This is a genomic window from Paenibacillus agricola (assembly GCF_011440305.1).
GTDB classification, from domain to species: Bacteria; Bacillota; Bacilli; order Paenibacillales; family NBRC-103111; genus Paenibacillus_S; species Paenibacillus_S agricola.
In genome coordinates this window covers 332,152-357,370 of the sequence record NZ_JAAOIW010000001.1, presented here as the reverse complement: position 1 = coordinate 357,370, position 25,219 = coordinate 332,152, and the positions used below count along the sequence as shown (strand labels likewise).

General features: G+C 41.7%; 28 protein-coding genes, 1 tRNA gene and 1 pseudogene. 19 read left to right on the top strand and 11 right to left on the bottom strand.

From position 1 onward, the window contains the following. The first annotated feature begins 3 nt into the window (after window positions 1–3). The 5 genes and pseudogenes from G9U52_RS01755 to G9U52_RS01740 all read left to right on the top strand — a co-directional run bounded on the left by G9U52_RS01755 (window position 4) and on the right by G9U52_RS01740 (window position 2,375). Window positions 4–225 (top strand): Arm DNA-binding domain-containing protein, encoded by a 222-nt coding sequence (locus tag G9U52_RS01755; protein ID WP_166145255.1) that lies wholly within the window; start codon window positions 4–6, stop codon window positions 223–225. Window positions 226–240: 15 nt separating this feature from the next. After that, a pseudogene (locus tag G9U52_RS40745) lies at window positions 241–459 on the top strand (tyrosine-type recombinase/integrase); the annotation flags it as partial. A gap of 51 nt (window positions 460–510) precedes the next feature. Next, entirely contained in the window at window positions 511–729 is a 219-nt protein-coding gene (locus G9U52_RS40740) for a tyrosine-type recombinase/integrase (RefSeq protein WP_279538541.1), read from the top strand. Beyond that, on the top strand, window positions 671–1,126 hold the full coding sequence (locus G9U52_RS41560; protein WP_375790212.1) for a tyrosine-type recombinase/integrase: 456 nt from the start codon (window positions 671–673) through the stop codon (window positions 1,124–1,126). Before G9U52_RS40740 ends, G9U52_RS41560 begins: the two co-directional genes overlap by 59 nt. A 325-nt stretch (window positions 1,127–1,451) precedes the next feature. Then, on the top strand, window positions 1,452–2,375 hold the full coding sequence (locus G9U52_RS01740) for an LAGLIDADG family homing endonuclease (RefSeq protein WP_166145246.1): 924 nt from the start codon (window positions 1,452–1,454) through the stop codon (window positions 2,373–2,375). 13 nt (window positions 2,376–2,388) lie between these two features. On the opposite strand, the gene G9U52_RS01735 is transcribed toward G9U52_RS01740, so the two are convergent. From G9U52_RS01735 to G9U52_RS01720, 4 genes are all read right to left on the bottom strand, one after another. After that, window positions 2,389–3,390: a hypothetical protein gene (locus tag G9U52_RS01735; protein ID WP_166145243.1), complete on the bottom strand. Its 1,002-nt coding sequence runs from the start codon at window positions 3,388–3,390 to the stop codon at window positions 2,389–2,391. A 148-nt stretch (window positions 3,391–3,538) separates the two neighbouring features. Then, a complete protein-coding gene (locus G9U52_RS01730; RefSeq protein WP_166145240.1) occupies window positions 3,539–3,766 on the bottom strand; it encodes a hypothetical protein in 228 nt (75 codons plus the stop codon). Window position 3,767: 1 nt separating this feature from the next. Then, window positions 3,768–4,592 (bottom strand): hypothetical protein, encoded by an 825-nt coding sequence (locus G9U52_RS01725; RefSeq protein ID WP_166145237.1) that lies wholly within the window; start codon window positions 4,590–4,592, stop codon window positions 3,768–3,770. Between the two features lie 274 nt (window positions 4,593–4,866). Then, on the bottom strand, window positions 4,867–5,220 hold the full coding sequence (locus G9U52_RS01720; protein WP_166145234.1) for a helix-turn-helix domain-containing protein: 354 nt from the start codon (window positions 5,218–5,220) through the stop codon (window positions 4,867–4,869). Window positions 5,221–5,528: 308 nt separating this feature from the next. Here G9U52_RS01720 and G9U52_RS01715 point away from each other — a divergent pair, with 308 nt between their 5' ends. The 7 genes from G9U52_RS01715 to G9U52_RS01685 all read left to right on the top strand — a co-directional run bounded on the left by G9U52_RS01715 (window position 5,529) and on the right by G9U52_RS01685 (window position 11,026). Continuing rightward, window positions 5,529–5,801 (top strand): hypothetical protein, encoded by a 273-nt coding sequence (locus tag G9U52_RS01715; RefSeq protein WP_166145231.1) that lies wholly within the window; start codon window positions 5,529–5,531, stop codon window positions 5,799–5,801. A gap of 411 nt (window positions 5,802–6,212) precedes the next feature. Then, complete coding sequence (locus tag G9U52_RS01710) at window positions 6,213–6,485, top strand: hypothetical protein (protein WP_166145228.1); 273 nt, start codon at window positions 6,213–6,215, stop codon at window positions 6,483–6,485. 178 nt (window positions 6,486–6,663) lie between these two features. Beyond that, window positions 6,664–7,485, top strand: a complete 822-nt coding sequence (locus G9U52_RS01705) for an S-layer homology domain-containing protein (protein WP_207952744.1) — start codon at window positions 6,664–6,666, stop codon at window positions 7,483–7,485. A 307-nt stretch (window positions 7,486–7,792) separates the two neighbouring features. After that, window positions 7,793–8,479, top strand: a complete 687-nt coding sequence (locus tag G9U52_RS01700) for a helix-turn-helix domain-containing protein (protein WP_166145223.1) — start codon at window positions 7,793–7,795, stop codon at window positions 8,477–8,479. A 557-nt stretch (window positions 8,480–9,036) separates the two neighbouring features. Then, entirely contained in the window at window positions 9,037–9,234 is a 198-nt protein-coding gene (locus G9U52_RS01695) for a hypothetical protein (RefSeq protein WP_166145220.1), read from the top strand. Window positions 9,235–9,506: 272 nt separating this feature from the next. Next, window positions 9,507–9,809 (top strand): antA/AntB antirepressor family protein, encoded by a 303-nt coding sequence (locus G9U52_RS41555; protein ID WP_375790211.1) that lies wholly within the window; start codon window positions 9,507–9,509, stop codon window positions 9,807–9,809. A 35-nt stretch (window positions 9,810–9,844) separates the two neighbouring features. Beyond that, window positions 9,845–11,026: a site-specific integrase gene (locus tag G9U52_RS01685; RefSeq protein WP_512699202.1), complete on the top strand. Its 1,182-nt coding sequence runs from the start codon at window positions 9,845–9,847 to the stop codon at window positions 11,024–11,026. Window positions 11,027–11,094: 68 nt separating this feature from the next. Here G9U52_RS01685 and G9U52_RS01680 read toward each other — a convergent pair. Beyond that, window positions 11,095–11,167 (bottom strand) — tRNA-Val (locus G9U52_RS01680). Between the two features lie 175 nt (window positions 11,168–11,342). Here G9U52_RS01680 and G9U52_RS01675 point away from each other — a divergent pair. The 3 genes from G9U52_RS01675 (at window position 11,343) to G9U52_RS01660 (ending at window position 14,713) form a co-directional block, all read left to right on the top strand. Next, the gene (locus tag G9U52_RS01675; RefSeq protein ID WP_166145211.1) at window positions 11,343–12,278 is read left to right on the top strand and encodes a hypothetical protein; all 936 of its coding nucleotides are present in this window, start codon (window positions 11,343–11,345) and stop codon (window positions 12,276–12,278) included. A 380-nt stretch (window positions 12,279–12,658) separates the two neighbouring features. Next, a complete protein-coding gene (locus tag G9U52_RS01665; protein ID WP_166145208.1) occupies window positions 12,659–12,985 on the top strand; it encodes a DUF1811 family protein in 327 nt (108 codons plus the stop codon). 246 nt (window positions 12,986–13,231) lie between these two features. Next, the gene (locus tag G9U52_RS01660) at window positions 13,232–14,713 is read left to right on the top strand and encodes a stalk domain-containing protein (RefSeq protein ID WP_166145205.1); all 1,482 of its coding nucleotides are present in this window, start codon (window positions 13,232–13,234) and stop codon (window positions 14,711–14,713) included. A 112-nt stretch (window positions 14,714–14,825) separates the two neighbouring features. Here G9U52_RS01660 and G9U52_RS01655 read toward each other — a convergent pair whose 3' ends face one another. Together G9U52_RS01655 and G9U52_RS01650 are read right to left on the bottom strand one after the other, a co-directional pair. Beyond that, window positions 14,826–16,460: an ATP-binding protein gene (locus tag G9U52_RS01655; protein WP_166145202.1), complete on the bottom strand. Its 1,635-nt coding sequence runs from the start codon at window positions 16,458–16,460 to the stop codon at window positions 14,826–14,828. A gap of 192 nt (window positions 16,461–16,652) precedes the next feature. Further along, window positions 16,653–17,396 carry an MBL fold metallo-hydrolase gene (locus G9U52_RS01650; protein ID WP_166145199.1) on the bottom strand — a complete coding sequence of 248 codons (744 nt, stop codon included), beginning with the start codon at window positions 17,394–17,396 and terminating at the stop codon, window positions 16,653–16,655. A 389-nt stretch (window positions 17,397–17,785) separates the two neighbouring features. Between G9U52_RS01650 and G9U52_RS01645 the strand changes: the two genes are divergently transcribed. Both G9U52_RS01645 and G9U52_RS01640 read left to right on the top strand, forming a co-directional pair. Next, window positions 17,786–18,400 (top strand): stalk domain-containing protein, encoded by a 615-nt coding sequence (locus G9U52_RS01645; RefSeq protein WP_166145196.1) that lies wholly within the window; start codon window positions 17,786–17,788, stop codon window positions 18,398–18,400. A 103-nt stretch (window positions 18,401–18,503) separates the two neighbouring features. Next, window positions 18,504–18,800, top strand: a complete 297-nt coding sequence (locus G9U52_RS01640) for a DUF1292 domain-containing protein (protein ID WP_166145193.1) — start codon at window positions 18,504–18,506, stop codon at window positions 18,798–18,800. Window positions 18,801–19,002: 202 nt separating this feature from the next. On the opposite strand, the gene G9U52_RS01635 is transcribed toward G9U52_RS01640, so the two are convergent. Then, on the bottom strand, window positions 19,003–19,422 hold the full coding sequence (locus tag G9U52_RS01635; protein ID WP_166145190.1) for a DUF1885 family protein: 420 nt from the start codon (window positions 19,420–19,422) through the stop codon (window positions 19,003–19,005). Between the two features lie 119 nt (window positions 19,423–19,541). On the opposite strand from G9U52_RS01635, the gene G9U52_RS01630 reads away from it, so the two are divergent. Further along, window positions 19,542–20,357, top strand: coding sequence for a Cof-type HAD-IIB family hydrolase (locus G9U52_RS01630; RefSeq protein ID WP_166145187.1), 816 nt, complete (start codon window positions 19,542–19,544; stop codon window positions 20,355–20,357). A gap of 39 nt (window positions 20,358–20,396) precedes the next feature. Here the strand turns inward: G9U52_RS01630 and G9U52_RS01625 are convergent, their stop codons facing one another. After that, entirely contained in the window at window positions 20,397–21,866 is a 1,470-nt protein-coding gene (locus G9U52_RS01625; RefSeq protein WP_166145184.1) for an aminotransferase class I/II-fold pyridoxal phosphate-dependent enzyme, read from the bottom strand. 219 nt (window positions 21,867–22,085) lie between these two features. On the opposite strand from G9U52_RS01625, the gene G9U52_RS01620 reads away from it, so the two are divergent. Further along, window positions 22,086–23,285: an MFS transporter gene (locus G9U52_RS01620; RefSeq protein WP_512699201.1), complete on the top strand. Its 1,200-nt coding sequence runs from the start codon at window positions 22,086–22,088 to the stop codon at window positions 23,283–23,285. A gap of 92 nt (window positions 23,286–23,377) precedes the next feature. Here the strand turns inward: G9U52_RS01620 and G9U52_RS01615 are convergent, their stop codons facing one another. Together G9U52_RS01615 and G9U52_RS01610 are read right to left on the bottom strand one after the other, a co-directional pair. Next, window positions 23,378–24,304, bottom strand: a complete 927-nt coding sequence (locus tag G9U52_RS01615) for an S-layer homology domain-containing protein (protein WP_166145178.1) — start codon at window positions 24,302–24,304, stop codon at window positions 23,378–23,380. A gap of 148 nt (window positions 24,305–24,452) precedes the next feature. Further along, window positions 24,453–25,193: a hypothetical protein gene (locus G9U52_RS01610; RefSeq protein ID WP_166145175.1), complete on the bottom strand. Its 741-nt coding sequence runs from the start codon at window positions 25,191–25,193 to the stop codon at window positions 24,453–24,455. Window positions 25,194–25,219: the final 26 nt, after the last annotated feature.

Below are 25,219 nucleotides of genomic sequence, written 5' to 3'. Positions count from 1 at the left end.
TTTATGCCACCCACACATGACAGAAGAGATGAAAAAACTAAAAAGTGGTTGTTTGTTCTCGAAAATGGAAAAGACGAACAAGGAAAACGGATACAGATTATGCGTCGGGGCTTTAAAACCAAGAAGGAAGCGGAAGAAGAATACAACAGAGTAAAATACGAAATACAGCAAGGTATTTACGTGGAGCCGAGCAAGCTTATGTTTAGTGACTACTTTAAGGAGTAGTTAACAAACAAGCATCACAGCATAAGCCCACAAACTGCTGAAATGTATGTGGCACATGGCAAGAATCATATCCTTCCGTCTTTAGGGAACATTCCCTTCTCTAAATTGACCGCCCTTCATATTCAAAGGTTTATTACCCAACTTATAAACAAAGGGTTGTCGAACTCAACGATTGACCGCATTTTTTCTATCGTCAACTCATCTTTAAACAATGCGGTTAAGAAAGACTTGATACACAAGAATGTAGCCGCCCAAGTCGATAAGCCAAAAGTAACACATAAGGAAATGAAGGTGTGGGACGAGCAAGAGGTCAGGAAATTCCTGAAAATAGCACATAATGAAGAATCTAGACTGTATATCGATTTCCATTTAGCTTTACTTACAGGAATGCGTCAGGGCGAAATTCTAGGTTTGAGATGGTGTGACGTTGACTTAGATAATAGTAATGTCATTGTTCGTCAGACTTTATCGCATGATGGTAAGACTCTTAAATCCGGGGGGTAAGTCGAAGAATAGCATTCGCTCCATAGCAATTGATTATGCCACCCTTAACGAACTGAAAAAGCACCAGAGGCTTATAAACCAAGAGAAAATGCATCTTGGTGAGCAATACGAGGACAATGGTCTGGTTGTCTGCACGTCCAAAGGCACATTGATGTCACCAAGGAACCTAAATAGAACGTGGTACAGACTGCTGGGTAAAAGTGAGTTACCGAAAATAAGGTTCCATGATTTAAGGCACTCCCATGCTTCTCTACTGATGAAGCTTGACCAACATCCAAAAATCGTTCAAGAAAGGCTAGGTCACTCGTCAATCCGAATTACTTTAGACACCTATTCCCACGTAATGCCCAATATGCAACAAGATGCCGCTCAAAAAATCGGAAGCATGCTTCTCTAGATGAATGTGAGCAATCGGTGAGCAATGGACTTTATTAGAAATAAATTGATAGGGTAAAAGGTTTATAAAAAGAAAAAAACCCTTATCTATCAAGGGTTTTCGTGTATGACCTGTAGTGGGCTCGAACCACTGACCCCTACCCTGTCAATTAAAAGACTTGAGAAACAGAAGGAATTACATTTTCTAAAGCATGGGTACAACCACAGTATAATCAAGGGCAAAAAGGCGGTTCTGAATTAATAAAATCCCCTTCCTGATTCCATAGGTACTACCTGCATAGAAAATGTTACTCCAATGTTACTCCGATGACAGGGGACAAAACAGGATGAAATTTACCAAAGAGCAGCTTGAGCAGCTATACATAGAGCAGGGGCTTAGCTTGAAGAAGATTGGAGATTTAATCGGAGAAACCAAGGACTATGTTATGTGGCGTATGAGAAAGTACGGTGTTCCGAGAAGAACACTAGACCTATCGAACGCTTATGAACTGACTAAGGTTGAGCTTACAGACCTTTACGTGGCGCAACAGATATCACAGAAGGACATTGCCAGGAAAATTGGAAGGTCACAGTGTTATGTACGAGCCAGAATGAAGGAGTATAACATTCAAGCTCGTGACAGTGGTATTGCACAAGCAATGAAGCGAGGAATACCATTCAAGGAGGACTTCTTCGATGCATGGAACCCTGAAATGGCTTATGTATTAGGATTATTATTTGCAGATGGCAACTTATCCGATAATCGTTTCCGTTTACAGCTACAGGAAAAGGATAAGCAACACGTACTCGATGTTGCAGCACTTCTTGGTATTGATTCAGCGTATATCTTTCGGTGTAGAAGTAAACAGTTCGGAACATTCAGTTATGGCTTTAGTGTTTCCCGCCGCGATGTTGCTAGGAGATTAATTGAGCTTGGATTGACCCCAAAGAAGTCCAAGACAATGCTATTCCCTGAGGTGCCAGAGCAGTATATGAGCCATTTTATACGCGGTTATTTTGACGGTGACGGCTCTATATGTATAAGCAGTAAACAACTGTTGGTACAGTTCTCGTGCGGTTCTGTAGCCTTCTCAGAGCGCCTGAGGAGCATCTTGTCTAAAGCCTTGAAGCATGATGTTAAGATGAGAGTGGATAAGAGAACCAATAGCTATAACGTGGCATTCCACTCAACAAGGCTGGGCAAATTGTTCTATAAGTACTTGTATACGAGAAGTACTATTCATCTGAAACGAAAAAAGGACAAGTTCTAAGTAATCGGATAGCTTACAATTGTTCCAATGTACCCAATATTTCATCAATGTCACTTAAACAATAGACTTTAGTATTGTATTTTTTATCTATACCTAGTTCTATAATTCTGTTTTTCATTTTCTTATCGGTGATTACATAGTTGCAATATGGAATTACAGTACTAAGATGCTGAATATCCATCGAATCACCTGACTCAATAGGCTTTATGCTAGTCATTATTTTGGCATAAAGCCTACTTTGTATATCTTCATAAGGAATTAATTTAAAATCATCCGAACAGAGAAAATCGAATACACTACCAAACCCTCTAACATTCAAACCTTCCCACATATCATTTAATGAAGTGAAGATAGCTAACTGGTCAAATTCCTCTTTTGTGGGTATAAGACCATTTTGAATTTTATCATTAAAATTTGCTAATGCAGTATGACATGCTTGTAACAATCCCGAGTGTTCTCTGTCTAATTGTTCATCATAAGTGGTTCCTGATTTTATTGCTCTTTGCCGAATTGCTTCAAATTCTTCTACTATATGTTCTTTCAGTCGCTCTCTTTCAATAAGTTCATTCTGACTAGTATCAATATGGACAGAAATAATTAAGCCTTTTAAATATCCATTCCTTTTTTCTTCTAGTTGAGTAATAGGGTCGCGTCGAAAAGCATCTTTGTAATTTAACTCAACATGATTCTCTTTATTGATATATGACTTCATGCTATCGAACAACTGTCTTTCATGTATCATTTTTCTGTATTTGAATTTAGTCCCAATAGAAAGAAATGACTGGGCACTATGTGCTTCTTTGATAAGACTATTTATCTCCTCGCGTTGGTCCCCTTCTGCATAAATCAATTTATGTTCCCTTGTCTTTTGATAAATAACATCATTTAACTTAGGAATACGTTCCATTTGTACTCCTTTTAATGGTATTCCCTGCCTATATTTCGTAATGTCTATGATTACATTTGTATCCATCCATATGATTGGAATTGGGCATTTATTAATTGTAATATTCATAATTAACAATCCATTCTGGTTATTTCAACCTGAAATAACAAATCACATTATTCTGTTATTAGTTTAGAATTTGCCTTACTCGTACGTTACATAATTTTATGAAAACTGAGCAGTGAAAGCATTCTGAGAAGCACTCGGACTACTTAAATTAATTAAATAAGTTCTCGATAAAAGTTACAATGTGTTTCCAAAAGGTAAACATTAATATGAAGCTGCCGATAATAGAACAAACAATGCCGTATATCCATGGATGTTTCTCATACCATTTTTTTGAAATAGGATTTGTTATTGGAGGACTCTTCACTGTGACCTTAGCATTTTTACCAATTGCATTATTGTCACCAATTTTATTATTATCACCAATGTTTGTTCCCACTCTAATCACCTTCCACAACAGCTTTGTCACCGATAGCATTACCAGACCCAATACTTGTGTTTGAACCAATAGAAGTGCTTGTATCGATTCCTTTAACAATGTTTTGTATGTGGGGGACAACCTCACAAAGTTCTGCAAATGGGAGGTTAGCATTTATAGCCTTTAATTGTGTTCGAAGTTTAGTTAATTTGCCTTTAAGCACCGTGGCTGTTAAAAACTCAGGTGCAAAATTTAAATACAAATCAATATGGAATGGATTAATTACTGGAACCCCGTGTAGAGCTAAAGGGGAAATGAATTGTCGGTTTCCTAGTACACTATTTCTTGCAGTCTCTCTTGGATATACCCAGTTGTTCTTTGAAAGAGAGTATAGTTCCTTATAAAAACTATCCATAGACTCAAAACGAATAATAAATGAATTTGAAGCTACAATATTATCAACCAACTCGATTATCTTTTCTTTGAAATATGCAAGTTCTTTTATGTAGTCGGTTCTTTTGGGCAAGTTCTTTGTAAGGTTTTTACGTTCTTCTTCCCCCAAGTACTCGAAATCCTCATTTATTCCACCGTAAAAAAGAAAAAGTGGGGAAGAAGTAGGTAAGAAGTTTTTCGTATAATAATCGGCGAATTCTCCTTGAAGTACCATAGAATGGGCTCTGTCTAGTTTCTCATAGACTTGAACAAGAAAAGAGCTATACTCCTCCGAATTTTTAACGAATCCTGTAAACTCATTTAGTAGCTTGTTTATTAAATTAATGTATTTTTCATTCATCTCAATCTGTTCATCTCTTAGTTTTTCTTGGGTGGATGTAAGTGGTTTTCCCATCTTAATAATCTCCTCATATTACAGACTAATTACCTATTTATTGTAAACTCTAAAATGTAATAGTCAATAAATGAATTTGATATTCCCCATCAGCACTGAGGGGTTGAGCAAGGTTATTTGGTGCATTTCGGTGCGCTCGAAGAAGCAACTTATTCTCTGCGCACCACGCACCGTTTTTGGGGTTCGTTAAAGAAGATGAAGCCTAGGTTTTCAAGCATTTGGGACGGATGGGCGATAGGGTGATTGATGAAGTAATTAACTGTTTCTGTTTGTGCTATTGCCTCTTAGAATCAATAGCCTTTAATATACCACGATTAATGTCGGACAGCATTTCAATATCGTCCTTGCTTCTATTGCTTAACAATGTCATGTGTTCATCCAAAGCCGCCCGCCGGGCTTGCTGCTGTGAAGTTAAACTGCTATCAAATCGAAACAACTCATATGCTGGAATATCCAAGGCAATAAGCAGCTTTTCAAGGGTATCTACGGATATGTTTCGGTCGCCCCGCTCTACACCGCCTATGTACGAATAATGAATCTCCGAACGCTCAGCAAGCTGCTCTTGAGTCAAACCGTTTGCCTTACGTAAAGCTCTGATTCTGCTTCCTAGAAGCTTCTTGAATTCCAATGATACCACCTCATTATAAGAGTAGGTGAGGGGCAAATATAGATACAGTAGCTCCAATTAGAAAATATGTATTGATTTTTGTACGATTAAACAATATTATGGGTTAATAAGGAAATTAACTAGTCCATCTGTACTATTGGGAGTAGAAGGTTGCTATATCTATTGATATAAATGTAGCTCAAATCATTGAATTAACTCGTAACTATCTGCCGTACAATGTGAGTGGTTATCCAATTGGTATTGTAAATCTAACTTGCGAGGACTCTCCCACGCCACCAACCTGAACAAGAAGATAAGGGGTTGCAGTAATGAAGTTTCTAGGATATGTCGATTGGCAATCGCAAATGAGTATGGAAATTGCACCTACATGGTTAGCCAACCAGATGAATCTCCAATTGTTTGGTTGGAAGGGGGCTGTATGCACAACTGCTGTATTTAGTCCTCAACATCGAGTATATGGGCTTGTGTTTACAGATGAGCCGCCCGCCGACCTTGTAGAAAAAGAAGGCCTTACAATTTCAGTAATCTGTGTAGAGTATTTTACGGGGGAGCTCGACAGAGAATTGGAAGAACTTCCTTAAATAGATTATGGGGGGAAGTACCTTGTTACCAGACACTTTATTAGGAGAATCAAGAGCATTTCTTATAACGGGTTTAATATTTATGCTTCCTTTTACTATCGCTGTTATATTCATAGTTTTAAAAGGCTTCGGTAAGAACAATCTTAAACAATGCAAAACATGTAAAACTGATATTGCAACTAATGCGAACAAATGCCCGAAATGTGGAGCTAGACAGACCATTAATCCGATATTGGGGTGTATAGGATGGGTGATTTTAACAATACTACTCATAATTGGTCTAATTGCTCTAGCTGCGTCTTTTACCTATTAATATGATGTGGTCTTATATATTTGATAATTCACTTTTTATGGACACTCCTAGCACGCCCATCTTTTGTACCGCCAATAATATTTAGGAGATGAGTGTCCATGAAGTACAATGAAGTCCAAATCGAAGCCGTAATTAAAATGATGCGTGATAAGCACGTATCGGGGGATGTAGAGTCTCACGAGATAGCTGTTGCACTAACCGCCGCCGTTACCGCAGGGAGGCTGTCAGCATACGAAATGAAATATGTCCTGTGCTCAGTATTTTACAACAACGTTGCAGGAGTTATCCACGCTTTGAAGCGGGCGGGGCAGATTATTGATGGCCAGATGATTGCTAACATAATCAATGAGGTAGAGTCTGCACGTCCATAGCAGGAGCACTTTTGAAAGAGACCATACAGTCCTTATGGCTGTGTGGTCATTTTATATTAAGGGAGAGTAGTCCAAATGAAGTTATTGATTAAGTTCCTATGTTCAGTTCTTGTACTCACGAGTTGCCTTTCAATTATCTTCCCCGCCGCTCAAGCTAAAACGCCTTTCAATGATGTGAATGAGCAGCAGTATGGTTGGGCTATGGAAGCCATCAAATTTTATGACAGATAGGGGTGTCCTAAAAGGTTATCCTGACGGTACATTTAAACCTGAGAATTCTGTAACAAAGGCTGAATTTACTGTAATTGTCGCACGCTTGTTTGATAAGTACAGGTCGAACACATTGCCTGAGCCAAGGTATGTAAGAAAGCAAATTGATGCAAACCAACTTACAGAAGCCAAGTATACCAATATAAAAGGATTTGTTGATGTGACTAATACTTATTGGGCGTATAAAGAAATTTCAGAACTCTATGATAGCCAGTTTGAGTATAAGTTTACTTTCAATGGTAACTATGAACTTCTGTTTGAGCCAGAACATCAACTAACAAGATTGGAAACGGCTGGCTTATTTGCAATATGCTTTGACCAGTTTCTAAATCCTGATGTCACTGATAAGCAATTACAGGAAACTTTAACTAAAATGAAGGATGTAATATTCAGAATAGCTAAAACCCCTACAGAGTTCTCCGATATGTGGAAAGAGCAAGAGGAAGCGGAACAACGTGGTGACAAAACACAACATCTGATTTTCGCACAGTTTAGGAATCAGGACAGGATTAATGGTGGAGATACTGCATATCCACTCGCTCAAACAATTGTGAATTTTCATAATCAGGGTTTTATTACTGCCGATGCAAGTGGCATGCTTTATCCTAAAGGCTCATTAAGTCGCGCTCAGTTTTCGACCATTTTGTACCGAATACATAAGCTCGTGGTTAGTAAGAAAGTGTTTACGAAATATTCTAGCATTGTTTCTGCCGCTTCACATATGAAATAACTATTTTAAATAGTTGATTATTTATGTTTAAGGTGAGAGTTTACTAAATCAGTGTTACATAATGATGGCTTTCAATGCGAAGGTGAAACTTTCATTACTTTGTATTAATATTGTAAGCCAACCTGACCCGAACAAGAGACTTTCTGTAAATCAGAAGGTCTTTTATTTTTGCACTAAACAGTTAGAACTCCACTTCGTATAAGTGTAGTAGGGGGACTGAAATATTGAGCCTTCATAAAGGATTCAACCTTGTTCATCTTGATGCCTGAAAATTAAAAAGAAAATATTACGAGGGGGGACTAACACAATGAAGAAATTTTTGGAAAAAATGTATGACTCACCGTTTGTGGAACTAACAGAAAGCTTCAAAGAAATAAAGACTATCAATAATAGATTTTACTTACAGCTTCCAGATATTTTAAGAAGGTGCTATTTTATGCAACCATCTGAAAAGCTGGTACTTCTCGAACTTATCTCTTGGGCAGCAAGTAATAAAGAAAGTGATGAAGTTGGCTATTGCTCAGTTCCAGAACCAATAATTCGTGGAAATACAAATCTATCTAGAAGTACCATTAAGAATGCAATTAAATCATTACAAGAAAAGAAGTTCATCACCGTTCGTAAATACTATAACAGTCGTAATAGATACATGATTAACTCCCTTACTGAAAATCCATATGCCCTGTTAAGTGAATACGTTCATTGGAGAAGGCAAGAGTTAATTGGGAGTTGGGAAAAGGTTGAAACATCATTTAATTATGATTTCGACCTCCCCCTAATCGCGAATATATATACGGAAGCAACTTTGGATTTTGTCTCGTACCCCAAATACTATGCCTCTATTATAGAACGCATACGGCTGGCTTATGGTAATAACTTCATTGAACAATATGAAGCTATTATGGACGATGTTTGCAAAATGATAGATGAAATCTATGAAACAATAGGAACTCGAATGTATGGTCCCAAAAACTCTGTTCATTGCCACCAATAGGTGGTTTTTTTTATAGTTTTTGCAATTTCATATTTGTTTATTAAAAAGTGTTTTCTGCACACAAGTGGGTAAAAAATAACCCTTACTCAGTAAAAAGTGCTGAGGAAGTTGGTTAAAATGACACCTATTAATATTATGTTATAAGTACTTTAGTAGTTAAGTTATTAACAATGACCTTCCGTCAAACGAAGTTTGACGGGAGCGCGAAGTAGAAAATTTAGAGTCTGTTATTACAGCAAGAGAAACTGGAATATTTGATGTGTACGATGGACACGGATTCACGACATCTAAATTTACTTGATGAAAAATAATCTCGTCCTACATTGTTGTTAATAACGAAAAGTGAATTTTAATGCACTCCTTTTCCAATTTTTTTTGCCCGGTACATCACGAGACTCTCTTCCGAATAAGGATGAAGCGGCAATACCCAAGGTATCGGGGTGGGGATAGCTGTGATGCCTTTTTTTGTCATAAATAAAAAGTTTCAAACTAGTGCGTTCACAAATGCCTTTTTGCGGTTACGATTTTGGTATCTCAAAACAAGGGGGTGACTAAGCATGGAGAATTTCACGCAAGAGTACGAGAGTCTCGTGAATGAAGAGGATGCTTTAATCGAGCAATTGGAAACATGCGATTCGATTATACAGACAGTAATCGATTGTGTGTTAAATGGTAGCTCACTACGAGGATATCTTGGGGCGTGTTCAAACGGTCAAGACGGACTTATTGATGGAACAACTGCATTTAAGGCTTGAAAAGGCTGTTATGGCAGGGAGAATCAAGCTAATGACTTCTTAGTCGTAGGCGTAGCAAAGGAGCATTCCCGCCCCTATGGAATCATTATGAGGGGCGGGATAACTCTTTAAACTTGTACAGAGGATATGGCAACTCACTAGTCACCGTGTACTATGTTCGATGATACGACCAGAACAAAGTGTATGGCTCTGAAACGTTTAAGCTTAGGAATATTACGAGGGAGGTATACGAAAATGTCTGAAATGAAAGAAATTCGGAACGGAATGAGTTGGTGCCTGTGTATGAGAATGAACAGGCTCAAAAATGGGTGGATGCAAAGGAACTACATATGTTCTTGAGGGTTGTTACGAGGTTCAACGATTGGTTCGCCAACAAAGTTGAACAGTACAACTTCGTAGAAGGTGCTGATTTTTACTTAAAACTTAGTAAAAATGCAGGGAGGGGCAGACCACGTAAAGAATACTTCCTTACGCTCAACATGGCAAAGCAACTGTGCATGGTAGAGAATAATGAACGAGGGCGGCAACTTAAATCCTGCTCCCGCCCTAAACTCTGCCTCATAGATATCGTATAGGTAGAGTATAAGCACAACAGAGGGGGAATAGCACAATGGGGTCTGTTCACAAAGACAAACGAAGCGGGAAGTATTACATTATGTATGATGTTGGCGAACAAAATGGTCGCAAAAGAAACCAGAAGAAGAAATCAGGGTACACAAGTAAAAAAGGAGCGGCTAAAGCTCTAGTTGAAATTGAAAGCAAAATTAATAAGGGTATTTATGTTGAACCATCAAGGGAACTGTTTAGTACTTATTTGTTGGATTGGCTGGGAGCTAAGGGAGTTGCTATAAAAGAACAAACAAGGATGAATTATGAGACCATTATTCGCGCTCGTATTATCCCTTCCCTTGGCAATCTAATGGTATCGAAGCTTACAGCCCGTGCGCTTCAAAGGTTCATAAATGAACTTCTTGAGGAAGGCTTGTCTGAATCGTATGTTGTTAAAGTATATAACATACTTAACAGCTCGCTAAAGACTGCGTACAAGTGGAAACTACTGCCTGAGAACCCTATGGAGTTTACTGACAAGCCACGCATAGGTAGACAGGAACAGAGTGTGTGGAATGAAAAAGAACTGGCTGAGTTTCTGAGGGTCGCCCGTAGTGACCGATTGTACGCAGCCTTTTTTCTAGCGATGACAACAGGCTTGCGGCGAGGGGAAATCTTAGGGTTACGGTGGCGGGATGTGGATGTGGAGAACAAAGTGCTTTTCGTCAGTCAAATACTGAGCCCAGACGGAAAGAAGTTATTGTCTGAAACAAAGACAACATCAAGTCGGCGCTCAGTTGACCTTTGTGTTGAAACCGTTGGAATGTTAAGGAAACAACGCCGTTCTATCGTTGCTGAAAAGGTTGAAATGGGTGAGGGATATCAGGACCATGACCTTGTAATATGTACTGTAAAAGGAACGCCTGTGAGCCCACGGAACGTAGTAAGGTCATTCAAGCGGCTAAGTAATAAAGCTGGCTTGAACGAGATACGCTTTCATGATTTACGGCACAGTCATGCCACCTTGCTTGTTGAGCATGGAGCGGACATCAAGATGGTTGCGGAAAGGCTAGGACACAGTACAACGAGAATGACTCTGGATACGTACACGCATGTTCGAAAAGGAAGGCAAAAAGAAGCTGCCAACCTAATCAGTAAAGTGCTGTTTGAAAACATTCATCCTACTGAGATAAACGTAGAGATTCAAAATGTTACTCCATTGTTACTCGCAAGCCTAAAATAGCATCTCCAAGGTGGGGTAGGGAAGGTATATATAGCAAAAAACCCTTATGTATCAAGGGTTTTCGTGTATGACCTGTAGAGGGCTCGAACCTCTGACCCCTACCCTGTCAAGATAGTGCTCTCCCAGCTGAGCTAACAAGTCGTATTGTTTGGCGACAAATAATATAATACCAACGCCGTTGGCTGTTGTCAACCATTTTATCGTAATTTTCTTGCCAAGCCGCGAAACTAGCAGAAAGCCAGCTAAGGAAGCTACTTCATACAGTAGCAGTTATGCTATAATACAACCATACAAAACATAGGAAAGAAGGGGTATCATGAGGGGATTTCATCGGACGTTTCAACCCATTGAGTATGATCAGCGGCAGGTTGGGGACAGCGTAGTTGATTGGGGGAGCCAAGAATGGGGGACGCATCGTTTCCATGTTCGTCAACTGCTTGAGCATGCGATTGACTCCCTTTCCATTAGAGATAAAGCGGTTGTACTAGGAGCAGGCAACCATGGGGATGTGGATTTGCCTGAATTGGCTAACCAATTTACTCAGGTAACGGTAATGGATACGGAGGCAAATGCAATCGAGGAGGTACTGGAACAGAGTGGGGGGGTGGCTTCGACAAAAGTAAAGTCGCTGACCCATATAGATTATACCTGCTTGGACCAGATCCAGTTCTATGAAACCTGGGAAGATCTGTTGATAAACCATGCTCCTGCTCATGAGATATATAGTTATTTGAAAAATTGCTCCTTTGAGGTTCGTAAATATGAAGCGTTGCCCCATTTGAAAAAAAGCTTTTCACTGGTTATATCTTCCTCGGTACATACCCAATTGTTTTATATTAATGCTTTAACGCAATTTTCGGTCTATGTAAGTCAATACAATAGCCAAGAGATAGGGCAAATCATAGAAGGCCTGATGTATCTTCGCAATAGCTTGATTACGGACTATAATCGCCTGTTGGTGTCGCTCTTGAAACCGGAGGGCAAGCTTGTAATGTGGTCAGAGATGATTCGCTTGAATGAGCAAAATCAAATCGTTTTGGATAATTTGCACGCCCTCCATACCGAGAAGGAACGAATGGCTTTTTTATTTCGGTCATTTGGAGAAATGGGGATGGAAGTAGCTGTCTTAGGTCTCAAAGGCTTGTACGACCAAATGAAGCCCGAAGGCCAGCTTTTCAAATCATGGTTCAATCTAGCAGGGGATGAGAAGCAATACCTTACAGCGGGTTTCTCGGGAGCAGTCCGAAAGTAACGAGTTCTATCTCCCTAGTACCGAGTGGTCAAAAAAAACCGCTCTTTATGAGAGCGGCAATTGGATATGATCTTCTTCAAGTGAATTATATACGATAGCGTTATTACCTACGACTTCAATCAATTCGATATGATTCATGATACCTTGGAGTGTTTCCTCTGGTTGCATCAGCAGGTTTCGAGAGCTTGAATTAATGAGGGGATCGCCTTCTGGTCGCTAGAGATAAAGTGGACGGGAATTTTTTGATCATGAAACAAAATTTCAGTATTCATAAACGGTTCTCCCTTCTATGGTAATATATCCCTATTATACCTTATTTTATAGGGGAATAGAGCAAGTGAATATAATATTTTGGTGAATATTTGGGCAGGGGTGAGCAAGTGAAGAAGCTGTATAGCCAAATGAGCATTGCTGAGCTGGACGCAGAAATCGTAGAAATTCTTGAGGCGATACCGCGTGCTGAGTTTCCCAGCCAGAAGGAACAGCTGGAGCGTAAATATTATACAGCCAAGGCTTATATGCTGGATTCGGCTGATTTTCCGCCGGGGCTCTATGCGGTTGAAGGGAGCTCAGGCGAGCGTTTTTTGCTGGAGTATATTAATGGAATTATGGGCTGGGGTGTCTTGGACAACCAAGACGATAAGAGTAATAGAGAGGAAGCAAGCTACCCCCTTTCCATGTTGAAAAGTGTTGAGAATCGCAAGTAGAGGTACAGTTTGTGGACAAAGTAAAGCATGTGATTAACGATGTTAGTTTGAGGTCGCCGCGGTTGGATCCAGCAATTCTGGTGGGCGATGGTACGGCTTGGCAATGGGGGGCTTTCAGATAGGAAGCTTCTTTTTTGTGCAGGCGGGGCTAACCTGATTAGAAGGAACTAACTTTGGTTAAATAGAATATTATGGATTTGTTTAATCAAGGGATATGGACCAATATGGATGAGATGAGGATATAACATGAGGATACGCCTAACCGCATATAGTCTTTTGCTTACAATGTGCATCATCTTCTCAGGGGCGGCTTATGCGCAGGAATCTTCTGAATCTGTTACCTATACGAGTCCGGAGGGCATTCAATTTATTAGTTATAGTGAGGTATGGAACGAGCCTAAATTGAAAGAGCTATATGCTGCTTTATTACAATGTGAACATGGTGAAGAGCTATCGGTCCTAAAAAAAGTCATCCTGTATTCGGAGAAAAGCATTGGAAAAAGCGGGTCTCGTGTTGGCTCCTATAATGTGGAAACCCAAACCATTAAGCTATATGAAGTTGAAAGTACTCCAGTGATTCGTACATTAATCCATGAATATGGGCATCATTTCACCTATTATTGGCTCCAAAAGAAAGAAGGCACCTATCCGGGCCAGCTTACGGAATCTTCAAGTTGGGCAAAAATAAGGCAGCTAGACGGCTTCCCTATTCGATGGTCGGGTAGTTTATTGCCTTATGTGCATAGATGGGATCCGGGAGAAATTATGGCGGAGGATTATGTTTTGCTATTTGGTGTCGGCGTAGAGCCCATGCCAAGCCGGGTGCCAAACATAGTTAACCTGCTTCGTCATGAGAATGAATACATTCCTTCTGCAGAGTCTATTCCAGCCCTTAGGCAATACTGGGAAAAGCTTGCTGGATTCCCCTCTAAAGAATCAATCAAGCTTCCTTTGCTGCAGCAGTGGTCGGCTACGAAGGATGGGGAGCCAGGTACTAATCGGTTGGTTTTTTCTTCCTCTGCGACCCGGGATGATCAGCTCATCCAATATGGTATACAAGTATCGGGCTATAATCTTAAAGATGGCTTGCCCATGAATTGGACAACAGCGGTGAATGCCACAGGCAAATCCCCTGTGGAAGTAAAGCTGGATCTACGCTCCTTGCAGGAGCAGCAGCCCTTTGTAGATGGATCTATCCAAATATGGGCGTTGGATCCTGCAAGCAAACAGCTTATTTATACCCCGTTTTATATGAACTGGTTTTCCTTTGAACGTATTTCTAAGTCCTTAAGAGCAATACCGCCTCCATTTATGAGTAAAGCTTTAACGGAAACGATGGATAAGGAAGGTATGCAGTCCTGGCCGCTTCTGCTTGTAATGATGAATGGAATGCCTCTGGCGCCAATGCAACGTTTCGAAGACAAGGAGAAAAATGTCTATGTCCCATTGAGCTTGTTCAATGAGATAACGGGAGTAGCATCCAAGGAACACAAGATCTTGGATAATGATGAGGGCAGACGGATTAAAATCAAATACAAGCAGTATACAGTTCAATTGCAAATGGATGAGCAGCTGGCAACTGTCAATGGTACACAGATTAAGCTAAGCCAAAGGATTAGGCGCATGGGTACAGAGCCGATGGTAGCGGTCGATGATCTGAAAGCTTTATTCGGAGCTACTCTGAAATGGGATGAGGCTGGGAATAGCTTGTCCATAGAGGCTCTCTAAAGCGCTTTAAAGGGGTGCTGTTCGTTGTCCTTATGTCTGATAGGTAAACCAACGCAAAAAGATCCTAAAGTGCCTTAAAAGGCCTTTAGGATCTTTGGGTTATGATTACAGGCTAAGGAGCTGCGAATCCCGATTTGGTCTCAGGGGCAATTTCGTGAGTTGTATCCGGGTAAGCGAGTGGGACAGTTATGATGAGCTTCGTCCCTTTGCCGACTTCACTTTCGATCTCTAGCGTGCCTTGGTGGTCTTGGATAATTTTGTGGCAAATGGATAACCCAAGTCCGGTACCCGTCTCTTTGGTTGTATAGAAGGGCAACAATATTTTTTCTATCTCGGATTGGGGTATGCCGGAGCCTGTATCGGTAATTTCAATAATGGCTTTATGATTATTGCTGGCCAGCTTAATATGTACAAGACCCTGATCCTCCATAGCTTCAAAGGCGTTTTTCGTAATATTCAGCAGCATTTGCAGCATCTTATCCTGATCCATCATCATATATAAGGGTTCAGGTGCAGGGTCGAATTGAATCTGGTGCCCCAGTCGTGCCGCTTCCGAATCAAGCAAGGAGATAACTCTATGTATAGATTCTTCAATCGATTGAATTTTGAATTGCGTGGTATGCAGCTTAGAGAATTGAAGAAATTCAGCTGTTAATGTGCTCATGCGTGTAATTTCATCCATAATCAATTCATACCAAGGACGGATGTTAAAGTTATCTGCTTTGGAAAGCTGCAAAAAGCCTTTAATCGTGGTTAAGGGGTTACGAATTTCGTGAGCCATGCCCGACGCTAATTCACCAACAACCCGTAATTTCTCCGATCGAATCATATGCTCCTCGCGTTTTAACCAGGATTCACGTTTCATCATGTACAAATTCCGTTCCGCAATAAAGATGAGGTCATCCTTAAATGTTCCATCTGTTGGATAAAAAGCCATCCCGAAATTGATCTCAATGCCTGTCATTTTGGGAAAGTCGTAAGTCAGTTGTTGAGTAATCATACGTGTTACCTCATGCAAATCGGTCAATTTTAGGACAATGGCAAACTCATCGCCTCCATAACGGGAAATAATGAGCGCCTCCGGGAAAATAATCCGCAGAAGCTGCGCCGCTTGCTTGAGGATGCGGTTCACACCATGGAAGCCGTTAACAGTGTTCAATGATTTTAAATCTTTGCAGTCGATTAGGGCAAGTACAATAGGGGTTTCCTTCTGTACGAGATATTCGAGCTGGCGATGGCATTCTTCATAATTATACAGGCCCGTGAGCGCATCATGGGTAATCAAATGCTTTTTCTCACTGTCCAACTGCCGCGTCTGCGTTTTCATAGCTAGTACATAGCGGTGAAACAAATAGGCACAAGTCAAGATGCTGCATGAACAAAATAAAAAGGTAGCAAGTAGGTAAGCAGTGAACGGAATATAAGTATAGGAGACTAAGGTAAATACGATAGTATACAGGACTCCGACTAAAAAAGCATGGTTAGGATTACGCGATAAATAAAAATGTTTACCCATTTGTGCGTAATATAAAGGCAAGCACCAAGCCATTTGCGCCTGCCAATGAAAAGCAATTAAAAAAAGGACTTGTAGAGCTGGCGCTATACGATATCTCTTCTCCATAAAATTGGCAACTACATACAACGTAGCAAACAATATAAGAATGAAGGGATTATGCGTTTTGTCAAAATAGATAGAGGAAGCACTGATTACACATGCATAGGCAACAAGTATCCCATTATAGCTCATACCTTCAAACTCCTTCTTAACAGAATAGAAAAGAATGGATAGTAAGGCAATTCTACATCCAATTAATAATTCCTTTAAATAAACAGAAAACAATGAAAATTTAATACAAGCGCTTTCAAATGTATCTAAATAGTGTAGCTCTTGTTGTGAGGGGATGTATGAAAAACCCGACCTCTCCGAGAGGCCAGGTTTTTATGGAAAGCTGTAAGTTTTGTGCTGCTCCATAAAGGTCATTTTCCCTGATTTACCTATAAATGCATCAATGAGGTCGTCATAGTGCATTAGTAATACTTTACTTTGAATCTTATCCGGTAATGTAAGTAATTCATCTAGGCAAGCGTGGACGATACCGGGGGAAGAAAGCTGGCAATCATGCAAGATGTACTGGCATTTACGCTGTTCACTTAGCTCTGACAAAAGAGTGTAATTAAATTTAGTATCCGAACTGTAAAATAACCTCTCATTAAACATAATGGAATAGCTAGGCTTATCAGGGATATGCTCTGATGGTATTAATTCCAAAGTAAACCCAGGATGAATCTCTGTGGGAACGGTCTCTTCCACAAGAATCAGATCAAAATAATCACCAAGCCCCATAAAACCTTCTGTTTTATTCTCTAAACCGCCCCTTAATGATTGGTTCCATAAAGAATCCACTAGTTTGGAAGGAACAAACAACTTCATCTTATGTTTGTATGTATATTTCAAGCGAAAAGCAAACTCTTCCATACCACCAACGTGGTCTGCATGGACATGGGTAATAAACAGGCCATCAATAGAATTAATTTCAATACCAAGCTCGTGCAGTGCTCTAGGTGCGGTATATCCGCAATCCACCAAAAGCGTAAAACCGTTGCAGGTTACCAATGCATTGTTGTTGTAAAACTTTTTGGAAAAAGCACTTCCTGTACCGATCATCTGGATTTGCAGGCTCACGAACGATCCTCCACTCATGGTTCCATAACGCTCACATATCTTTTTTAATCTAACATGGAACGAAACTATAATTCAAGAGAATTTTAACACAATTTTAATCAAATCTTTTTTAATTGCAGTCTTATAATCTAAATTAATTTTTAGATTCAACTCTGTACGATATAAAAGCAGATATAATATAATTATAAATACCAAATAATGAGAAGTAGGTAATATTCAAAATGTGGCATATTTTGTATGTATATATCCAGAAAGTCAATAGTTTTACTAGATGTAGATTAGGAGCAGAAATTTATTTTTGGATTTTTTTAAAAATCAGCGCAACTCTTGTTCGCTTTCGGCGTATAACTTAATATAAACAAGTACAAGTCACGATGGAGGTTACAGTAATGAAAGTGCCACGAATGCTAGCGCTGGTGCTATCGCTCTCATTATTTGGAACTGCAGGCGTTTATGCAAGTTCAATGTGGGGCGATTACGAAGGATTTAGTAAAGTTAAGACGATGATCAACGATGTAGAGAAACAATTTAAGGATGAAACGCCAGCTTTTTTAGTAAAAAACAATGCGGTGTTTCCGGTTCGTGAGCTTTCGGAATCCCTTCAATCGCTCGTACGGTGGGACAGTGCCAAGAATACCGTTTCGATCTATAAACCGAATGTTCATATGTTTGTTGCAGAAAAGGTTAATGATGATTATTCAATCAAGTCGCCCTTTGGCAAGGTTCCTAAAGGCAAAAAAATTGATTTTGCTGTATTTGCCCAAGTGGACAGCTTGAAAACACCTTTTTATTCGTTCAAAATATCGATTGAAACGCCTACGGGAGAGCAAGCCGTGTCTCCGCATGAGAAGCTGGTTAACGGATCTAAAGAAAACTTCTGGTATCCTTGGCCATTCAGTGTTTCCTTCAATGAAGTCGGTGAATATACGATTAAATTCTCCGTCAAGCTGGATGAAAACAGCGACTTTACGGTTATTTCCGAAAAGGTTATTGTATCGGAGTAAATATCTTACTTTATGGCAGGAAGCTATTCATACATGTTGACCTGTTTGAATGAACATGTTACTATACGTGGGAGAATAATTTCTAATGAAATGAGGTTTTCCCATGAGCGAACATATACATGATGAATCCTGCGATCATGACCATGAAGATGATGATATTTTTGTAGTTACGGATAAAGATGGCGTAGAGCACGAGATGGTTATGGTATATACTTTTGAAGCCAATAGCCAGCCTTATGCAGTATTGCTGGACCGTAATGATCCGGAAGCAGACGGTGTAATCTTTCGTATCGAAGAAGAGAACGAGGATGCTTATCTCGAAAGCATTGAAGATGAAGAAGAGTGGGAACGCGTCGTTAAAATCTACAACCAGATTGTCGAAGAACAAGCATCTGAATAGGATGGACTTAACCCTTCTTGTGCAAACAAGAAGGGTTTTTGCTGGGCAATAAAGGCGAGTAAGCCTGCTGGAATGTGGGAAGCTACTCTAATGAATATCACTTATCCATGGCGAAATCTACCTTTCTGCTCATAGCGTAAGGCCGGATATAACGCAAATAGACCTTTCCACAGCTTGCGGGAAGGTCTACGGGTTTTAATCATTATTTGCGTGGATTAAAGTACATAACTCGCCCATTGAATAAATGTAGCTCGGCCTTCCATAACCTGGCCAAGTACTTGCAGAATTCATTCCCTTTGGCTTTATCGCCATGCGTGGAGCCCTCAGGAAGCACAACCTGAACATAATGCTGGTCGAGCTCGCCAGCTTGCTCCGTGCCTGTACCCATTACAATGTAGTGGTACAAAGGATCCTTGCCCTTCAAGTAGAACCATTTGTCGGCCGCATCCGGCTTGGTTTCTACCGTGTACGGGAATCCGGCATCCCCATATTCCCAACCCAATTGCTGCCCTGTCAGATTCAGCTGGTCTTTATAGTGCATCAACTGGTCCTTTAATTGCTCAAGGGAAAGGGAAGGGATAGTAGAGCCTTGAACAAATTTGATATACGCGCTTTGAGCCATTATCGCTACACCTGCCTGTGAGTTGGACTGGGATGGAGCCTTAAGTCCCGATAGATATCTTCAACATCATAGCATTTAGACATCGGTTTGACAATATACCAGTAGAAGAGAGGCAATACATGGAAACAGAACGATTTAAAGGCTATATGTTAGTTACGGATATGGATGGAACCTTGCTGAATAGCAGTAAAACTATTAGCCCGGAGAACTTGGAAGCGATACAACGCTTTGTCGCACAGGGCGGCTTGTTTACATTGGCAACAGGCCGTATTACATCTTCGGCCAAACGGTTTGCAGACCAATTGCCGATTAATGCACCCGCGATTTTATATAATGGTGCGGTGATCCATGATTACGCCAAAGGCGTCGATGTGTGGCAACGGACTTTAGACGTGTCCATCCGACCTACTTTAAGCCGGATCATGGCACAGTTTCCAGAGTTGGGTGTGGAAATTTATTGTGGAAGCGAGCCCTATTTCATCAGGGAAAATGCAACGACAGACCACCATCGGCGCTCGGAAAGCTTTAACAGGCCAAAATCGGAAGGGTTCGACCACTTGAACGAGCCTTGGTTCAAGGTGCTGCTGGCTTGGGAGTCTGACCTGCTGGACGAGGTGGAAGCCTATACCACACAATCCCAAGACGAAGGCATGTTATGGGTACGTTCAGAAGGGCGTTACCTGGAGATGATCCCCGCCGAAGCTTCAAAAGGGCATGCCCTTGAGCATTTGATGGAGCTGATGGGAGTCGAGCAGCTTAACTGTATAGCGATGGGTGACCATCTTAACGACCTGGAGATGATCCGCAGGGCGGGTGTTGGGATTGCCGTGGCGAATGCCCACGCAACCCTTATAACCGCGTCTAACCGCTCATGCTGCCACCATGATGAGCACGCAGTGGCGGATGTTATTCATTGGCTTGAGCGGGAACGCTAAAAAAAGGAACATGCCTGGTCTGCGGCATGTTCCTTTTTCCTAGAAGATTGCGTTCGTTTCTACAATCACCTTTACATTTTGGATACTGCGGTCCTCTGGTCCTTTGACCGGCAGCCCGACTTCAACATGATCGATGATATAATCAATCAAGTCTTGCGAAATGACCTCGCCGGGCAGCAGGATCGGAATTCCCGGTGGGTATACATAAATGAATTCAGCGATAATGCGGTCTGCCGATTCTCTAAAAGGCACCAGCTCGGTATCGCCATAAAAAGCATCACGAGGTGTTAAGGTGAGCTGTGGAATGCTAGGCACCTTAATGACCAATTCCGTAGCAGGGCGAATATTGTAGTTTTGGCTGGATAGCTCGCGAAGCGCATTTAGCAGCGTATCAATATTCTCATGGGTATCGCCTGGTGTAATCAGGCACAGAATATTATACATATCACTAAGCTCTACCTCGATATTATAATGCTCGCGGAGCCAGTTCTCTGCATCATAGCCAGTAATGCCCAAGTGGCGAACATGTATATTCACTTTGGTTGGATCATAATCAAACGTAGCCTCGGTTCCGAGAATTTCTGCGCCAAAGCAGCTAAGGCCGGGAATTTCATTAATATGGTGACGGGCAAATTGCGCAAGCTCGATCGCCATGTTCGCTAATGCCGCCCCATTGAGGGCGAGGTGGCGGCGTGAGGTGTCCAAGGAAGCAAGCAATATATACGAGGTTGAGGTCGTGGTCAGCATACTTAGGATCGTTTTCACGCGGCCGGGATTGATCCGCCCTTCTTTAATATTGAGCACCGAGCTTTGGGTCATCGAGCCACCAAGTTTGTGGACACTGGTAGCAGCCATATCCGCTCCGGCAGCCATTGCCGATAAAGGCAGCTTATCACTGAAATGGATTAATACGCCATGGGCTTCATCGACGAGCACAGGGATGTTGTAGCTGTGTACAAGGTCAACAATTTCCTTAAGATCGGCGCAAACCCCGTAATAGGTGGGGTTAATGACAAGCACAGCCTTGGCATCAGGATGCCTTTTTAAGGCGCGTTTCACCGAGCTTGTGGTAATCCCATGGTCGATCCCTAGATTAGGGTCGCGAACTGGCGAAACAAAAACAGGCTTAGCTCCGGCAAAAATAATCGCCGACATGACGGATTTGTGAACATTGCGTGGAACAATAATTTTGTCGCCCTGTGAGCACACGGTAAGGATCATCGTCATGATCGCGCCGCTTGTACCTTGAACGGAAAAAAAGGTGTGGTCCGCGCCGAATGCATCCGCAGCCATTTGCTGCGCTTCTTCAATAACACCTGTGGGTTGGTGCAGGTCATCCAGCGGTGCTATATTAATAAGGTCGATGGACAGGGCGTTATCGCCTATAAATGCACGATATTCCGGATCCATGCCAACTCCTTTTTTATGGCCTGGAATATGAAACTGTACCGGATTGCGTGCTGCGTGCTCTTTCAACGCAGTGAATAGAGGCGTACGCCTGTGATCCATGTCATCTCTTCCTTTCAAGGTTACCAAATATTTAACACATTTGATAGTAACGATTATTGGACAAGGATGCAAGCGGTTAATGTTAAACATTTGTTAACATTTCCAATAACATTCATATTCGGCACCTTGGTTTTGTCCAATTTGTTAATCTTCGCCGCTATCGTTTCCCTGTATAAATAAGTTGTGATACGATAAGGCTACAATATAGCTTGAGAGGCAGTGAACATACTAATGAATAAACAGCTGGCCATAATTATGGTACTGCTGATGACGATATTTATCGGCTTCGGCATCATTATTCCCGTTTTACCCGATGCTATAGCGGGATCAGGGGCAAGCAGCTTTCATCTGGGAATGCTATTGTCCATTTACTCGCTGGCTTCATTCCTCATGTCTCCAGTATGGGGCAGCTTATCCGATCGAATTGGCAGGCGTCCGCTTATTATACTCGGCACGCTTGGCTTCAGCGTCAGCTTCTTTATATTCGGCATTGCAGGTGATAATTTATTCCTGATGTATGCCTCACGGATATTAGGCGGGTTGTTCTCTGGTGCTGCGACTGCCTGTGCGGTTGCGTATGTAGCAGACATTACGACAGAGGAGAACAGGACTAAAGGTATGGGGCTCGTCGGTATGTCCATTGGGCTTGGCTTTATATTTGGTCCTGCTGTAGGTGGGATCCTTAGCCATTGGGGCTACCAGGTTCCTTTCTATGCAGCGTCAGGACTGGCCTTTATTACTTTCTTATTTGCCCTAGCCATGCTGCCGGAGTCCTTAAGCAAGGAGAAGCGGCACCAGCCGCAGGGTGCCAAGCCCTCTCGCTGGACAGCCTTTATTGGCTCTGTTAAATATTTATATGTGTTATCTTTTTTTGTATCCTTTACATTAGCAGGCTTGGAAGCAACACTGCTGCTGTTTGAGAAGGACCAGATTGGTGCGACCTCATTCCAGCTAGGCATTATGTTTGCGGTTAGTGGCGTTGTGGGTGCTTTGATTCAAGGGGGTGTGGTGCGCCGCTTTATTAAAAGGGGTGACGAGGCCAAGGTGATTGGTATCGGCTTGATCTTATCGGCCATTGGTTTTGTGCTGATCCTGTTCTCATCAAGCCTGCTTACGGCGTCCATTTATTTGTCCGTATTTGCAGCTGGAAATGCGCTGATTCGCCCATGTGTCACTTCCTTGATTACACAAAAAACAAAAGCCGGACAAGGTGTAGCTTCTGGACTAAGCTCTTCGATGGATAGCTTGGGTAGAATTGTCGGTCCGCTGCTGGGCGCAGGCATATACCAATATAGCCACCAGATGCCTTTCTACATGGGTGCTATCCTGTCGCTGGCTGCATTGTACCTGCTATACAAATTTATGGTGCTGGATCGGAGCCATCCATCGAGCCCGTTACAGCAGGTGCAGCCTCGCTGATCACATTTAAAACCGCTTAAGCTGCAACAGAGCTTGGCGGTTTTTTGCTGTCCATAATGCTGTTTTTAAGTAAAGGAGCCTAATCCTTATAATTATGCTGGATTAAGCAGCCTATAAATAACGGCGACCGCCTCGCCACGTTTCATCTCACGGGTGGGGCGGAATGTACCATCCTCGTAGCCGTCGAATAAGTGCGCCTGCTGCACGGCAAGGATATTGTCCTTAGCCCAGAAGTCATCAGCCACATCGGTAAACCCTTGGCCAGGCACAGGCTTGAGCATTTCGCTGCGGGCTAGAATAGCGGCGATTTCAGCGCGTGAGATGAGGTTATTCGGCCGGAAGGTGTGGTCGGCATATCCGTCGATTAATCCGTATTCTACAGCTGTAATAATATAAGGCTGGTCATTTTTATTAATATTGATATCGATAAAGTCCGTTGCCGTGCTATTGGACAAAAACATTTGCTTGGCCTTTACCAAATAGCGGACAAATTCCGCACGAGTAATATTTTGCTCCGGTCTAAAAGCCATCGTTTCAGCCTGCGTATTTATATAGCCATCAATATAATTTTTGTCTAGCAATTCTTTGATTTCTGTTTGAGCCCAATGGCTAGCAATGTCATTAAACTCGGTTGGTATACCATTTAAAGAAAGCACATAACGGGTAACTTTCTTGTAATCATCATCGCTAAGCGAGCCAGGTGAATTTTGTGGCATATTACGGCTAATATATTCGTAGGCTTGGTCATAAGTGCTAAGCATTTTTTTTACATGGTCACTGGCTACAGGAGGATAGCGGTCCAAGCCTTTCCCATCAACGGCATGGCAGGAAATACAGTTCTGCTCATAAATTAGCAAACCCTCATTGACAGGAACACTGGTGGCAGGCTTAGGGGCTGCAGCTTGCACGGTGTGGGATGGAAGGGAGTCATCATAGAAGATGAAGGAACCGGCAATAAGGGAAGCACCCAGCACTAATGAGATACGGCGAATAGGATGTTTAATTGGCCAGACAGACATAGATAGTTTCCCCCTAAAAAAAGACCTTTATTTTCTATTATAAACGAAAATTATGACAAAAGTGTGAAAAATGCCGAATAAACAAAAGAATGCAAAAAAAGCCGTCGTTAAACGACCGGCTTAGCATTACCATTTATATGAACTTAACTTAACTGGCTTCTGGTGTTGTTGAAGCCTTACCCTTTTTGCGATCCACAGCTTGATCGATCCAAGGAGCGATCTCTTCCTTGATCTGTTTGATCAATTGTTCCTTGCTTATGCCTTTAGACTGGGCAACCTCCGCTAAGGATTTTCCGGCCTTCATCTCGGCTTTAAGCTCATCAGCTGTAATCCCCAGAATAGCGGCAAGCTTGTCTGGAGCAGGCAGGATGCCATGCTTGTCCTTCTTTTTACCTGAGCCCTCATGCAGGCTTGCATTATTTTTGTGGTTTACCATAAAGGTCAGGTGCTGAGCCATTTTAGCTTTGATTTTGTCCGCATCCTCGGCTTTAATGGTGCCTGCTTGGACGGCTTCATCAATCTTTTTGCCGCGCTCCGCCTGCAGCTTGCTAATGAGATCGGCTTCGCTGATCCCTTTTTCCTTGGCGATATCGACCAGCGTTTTATCCTTTAGGGCAATGGTTAGCGTTTCTTTATCTATACCTAATATAGCTGAAGCTTCTTCAATAATCGGCATCTTGCCTTTGGCGAAGCTAAGCTCATCCTTAAGTTCTTTTTTGTGAGTGTTGCGTTCTGCTTTTTTCTGGTCGCTCGGGGCGAATTGCTTGACGGTTGTATCGGGCGTCTCAGCAAAAGCCTGCTGCTTAGTTGTATATAATGCGCTGCCACCTAGCAGCATTGCTAAGGTCAAGCTAGTGACAATGACTTGTTTGGGCTGGAATTTATTCATGATCTACCACCTTTCCGTGGAAAACT

Bases quoted from the DNA above. Each gene is read 5' to 3' on its own strand.
- G9U52_RS01675 (WP_166145211.1), top strand. From the start codon at position 11,343: ATGAGGGGATTTCATCGGACGTTTCAACCCATTGAGTATGATCAGCGG.
- G9U52_RS01640 (WP_166145193.1), top strand. From the start codon at position 18,504: ATGAGCGAACATATACATGATGAATCCTGCGATCATGACCATGAAGAT.
- G9U52_RS41560 (WP_375790212.1), top strand. From the start codon at position 671: ATGTCATTGTTCGTCAGACTTTATCGCATGATGGTAAGACTCTTAAAT.
- G9U52_RS01660 (WP_166145205.1), top strand. From the start codon at position 13,232: ATGAGGATACGCCTAACCGCATATAGTCTTTTGCTTACAATGTGCATC.
- G9U52_RS01710 (WP_166145228.1), top strand. From the start codon at position 6,213: ATGAAGTACAATGAAGTCCAAATCGAAGCCGTAATTAAAATGATGCGT.
- G9U52_RS01625 (WP_166145184.1), bottom strand. From the start codon at position 21,866: ATGGATCACAGGCGTACGCCTCTATTCACTGCGTTGAAAGAGCACGCA.
- G9U52_RS01755 (WP_166145255.1), top strand. From the start codon at position 4: ATGCCACCCACACATGACAGAAGAGATGAAAAAACTAAAAAGTGGTTG.
- G9U52_RS01685 (WP_512699202.1), top strand. From the start codon at position 9,845: ATGGGGTCTGTTCACAAAGACAAACGAAGCGGGAAGTATTACATTATG.
- G9U52_RS01735 (WP_166145243.1), bottom strand. From the start codon at position 3,390: ATGAATATTACAATTAATAAATGCCCAATTCCAATCATATGGATGGAT.
- G9U52_RS01630 (WP_166145187.1), top strand. From the start codon at position 19,542: ATGGAAACAGAACGATTTAAAGGCTATATGTTAGTTACGGATATGGAT.
- G9U52_RS01645 (WP_166145196.1), top strand. From the start codon at position 17,786: ATGAAAGTGCCACGAATGCTAGCGCTGGTGCTATCGCTCTCATTATTT.
- G9U52_RS01695 (WP_166145220.1), top strand. From the start codon at position 9,037: ATGGAGAATTTCACGCAAGAGTACGAGAGTCTCGTGAATGAAGAGGAT.
- G9U52_RS01615 (WP_166145178.1), bottom strand. From the start codon at position 24,304: ATGTCTGTCTGGCCAATTAAACATCCTATTCGCCGTATCTCATTAGTG.
- G9U52_RS01725 (WP_166145237.1), bottom strand. From the start codon at position 4,592: ATGGGAAAACCACTTACATCCACCCAAGAAAAACTAAGAGATGAACAG.
- G9U52_RS01635 (WP_166145190.1), bottom strand. From the start codon at position 19,422: ATGGCTCAAAGCGCGTATATCAAATTTGTTCAAGGCTCTACTATCCCT.
- G9U52_RS40740 (WP_279538541.1), top strand. From the start codon at position 511: ATGAAGGTGTGGGACGAGCAAGAGGTCAGGAAATTCCTGAAAATAGCA.
- G9U52_RS01715 (WP_166145231.1), top strand. From the start codon at position 5,529: ATGAAGTTTCTAGGATATGTCGATTGGCAATCGCAAATGAGTATGGAA.
- G9U52_RS01610 (WP_166145175.1), bottom strand. From the start codon at position 25,193: ATGAATAAATTCCAGCCCAAACAAGTCATTGTCACTAGCTTGACCTTA.
- G9U52_RS01740 (WP_166145246.1), top strand. From the start codon at position 1,452: ATGAAATTTACCAAAGAGCAGCTTGAGCAGCTATACATAGAGCAGGGG.
- G9U52_RS01655 (WP_166145202.1), bottom strand. From the start codon at position 16,460: ATGAGCTATAATGGGATACTTGTTGCCTATGCATGTGTAATCAGTGCT.
- G9U52_RS01705 (WP_207952744.1), top strand. From the start codon at position 6,664: ATGAGCAGCAGTATGGTTGGGCTATGGAAGCCATCAAATTTTATGACA.
- G9U52_RS01700 (WP_166145223.1), top strand. From the start codon at position 7,793: ATGAAGAAATTTTTGGAAAAAATGTATGACTCACCGTTTGTGGAACTA.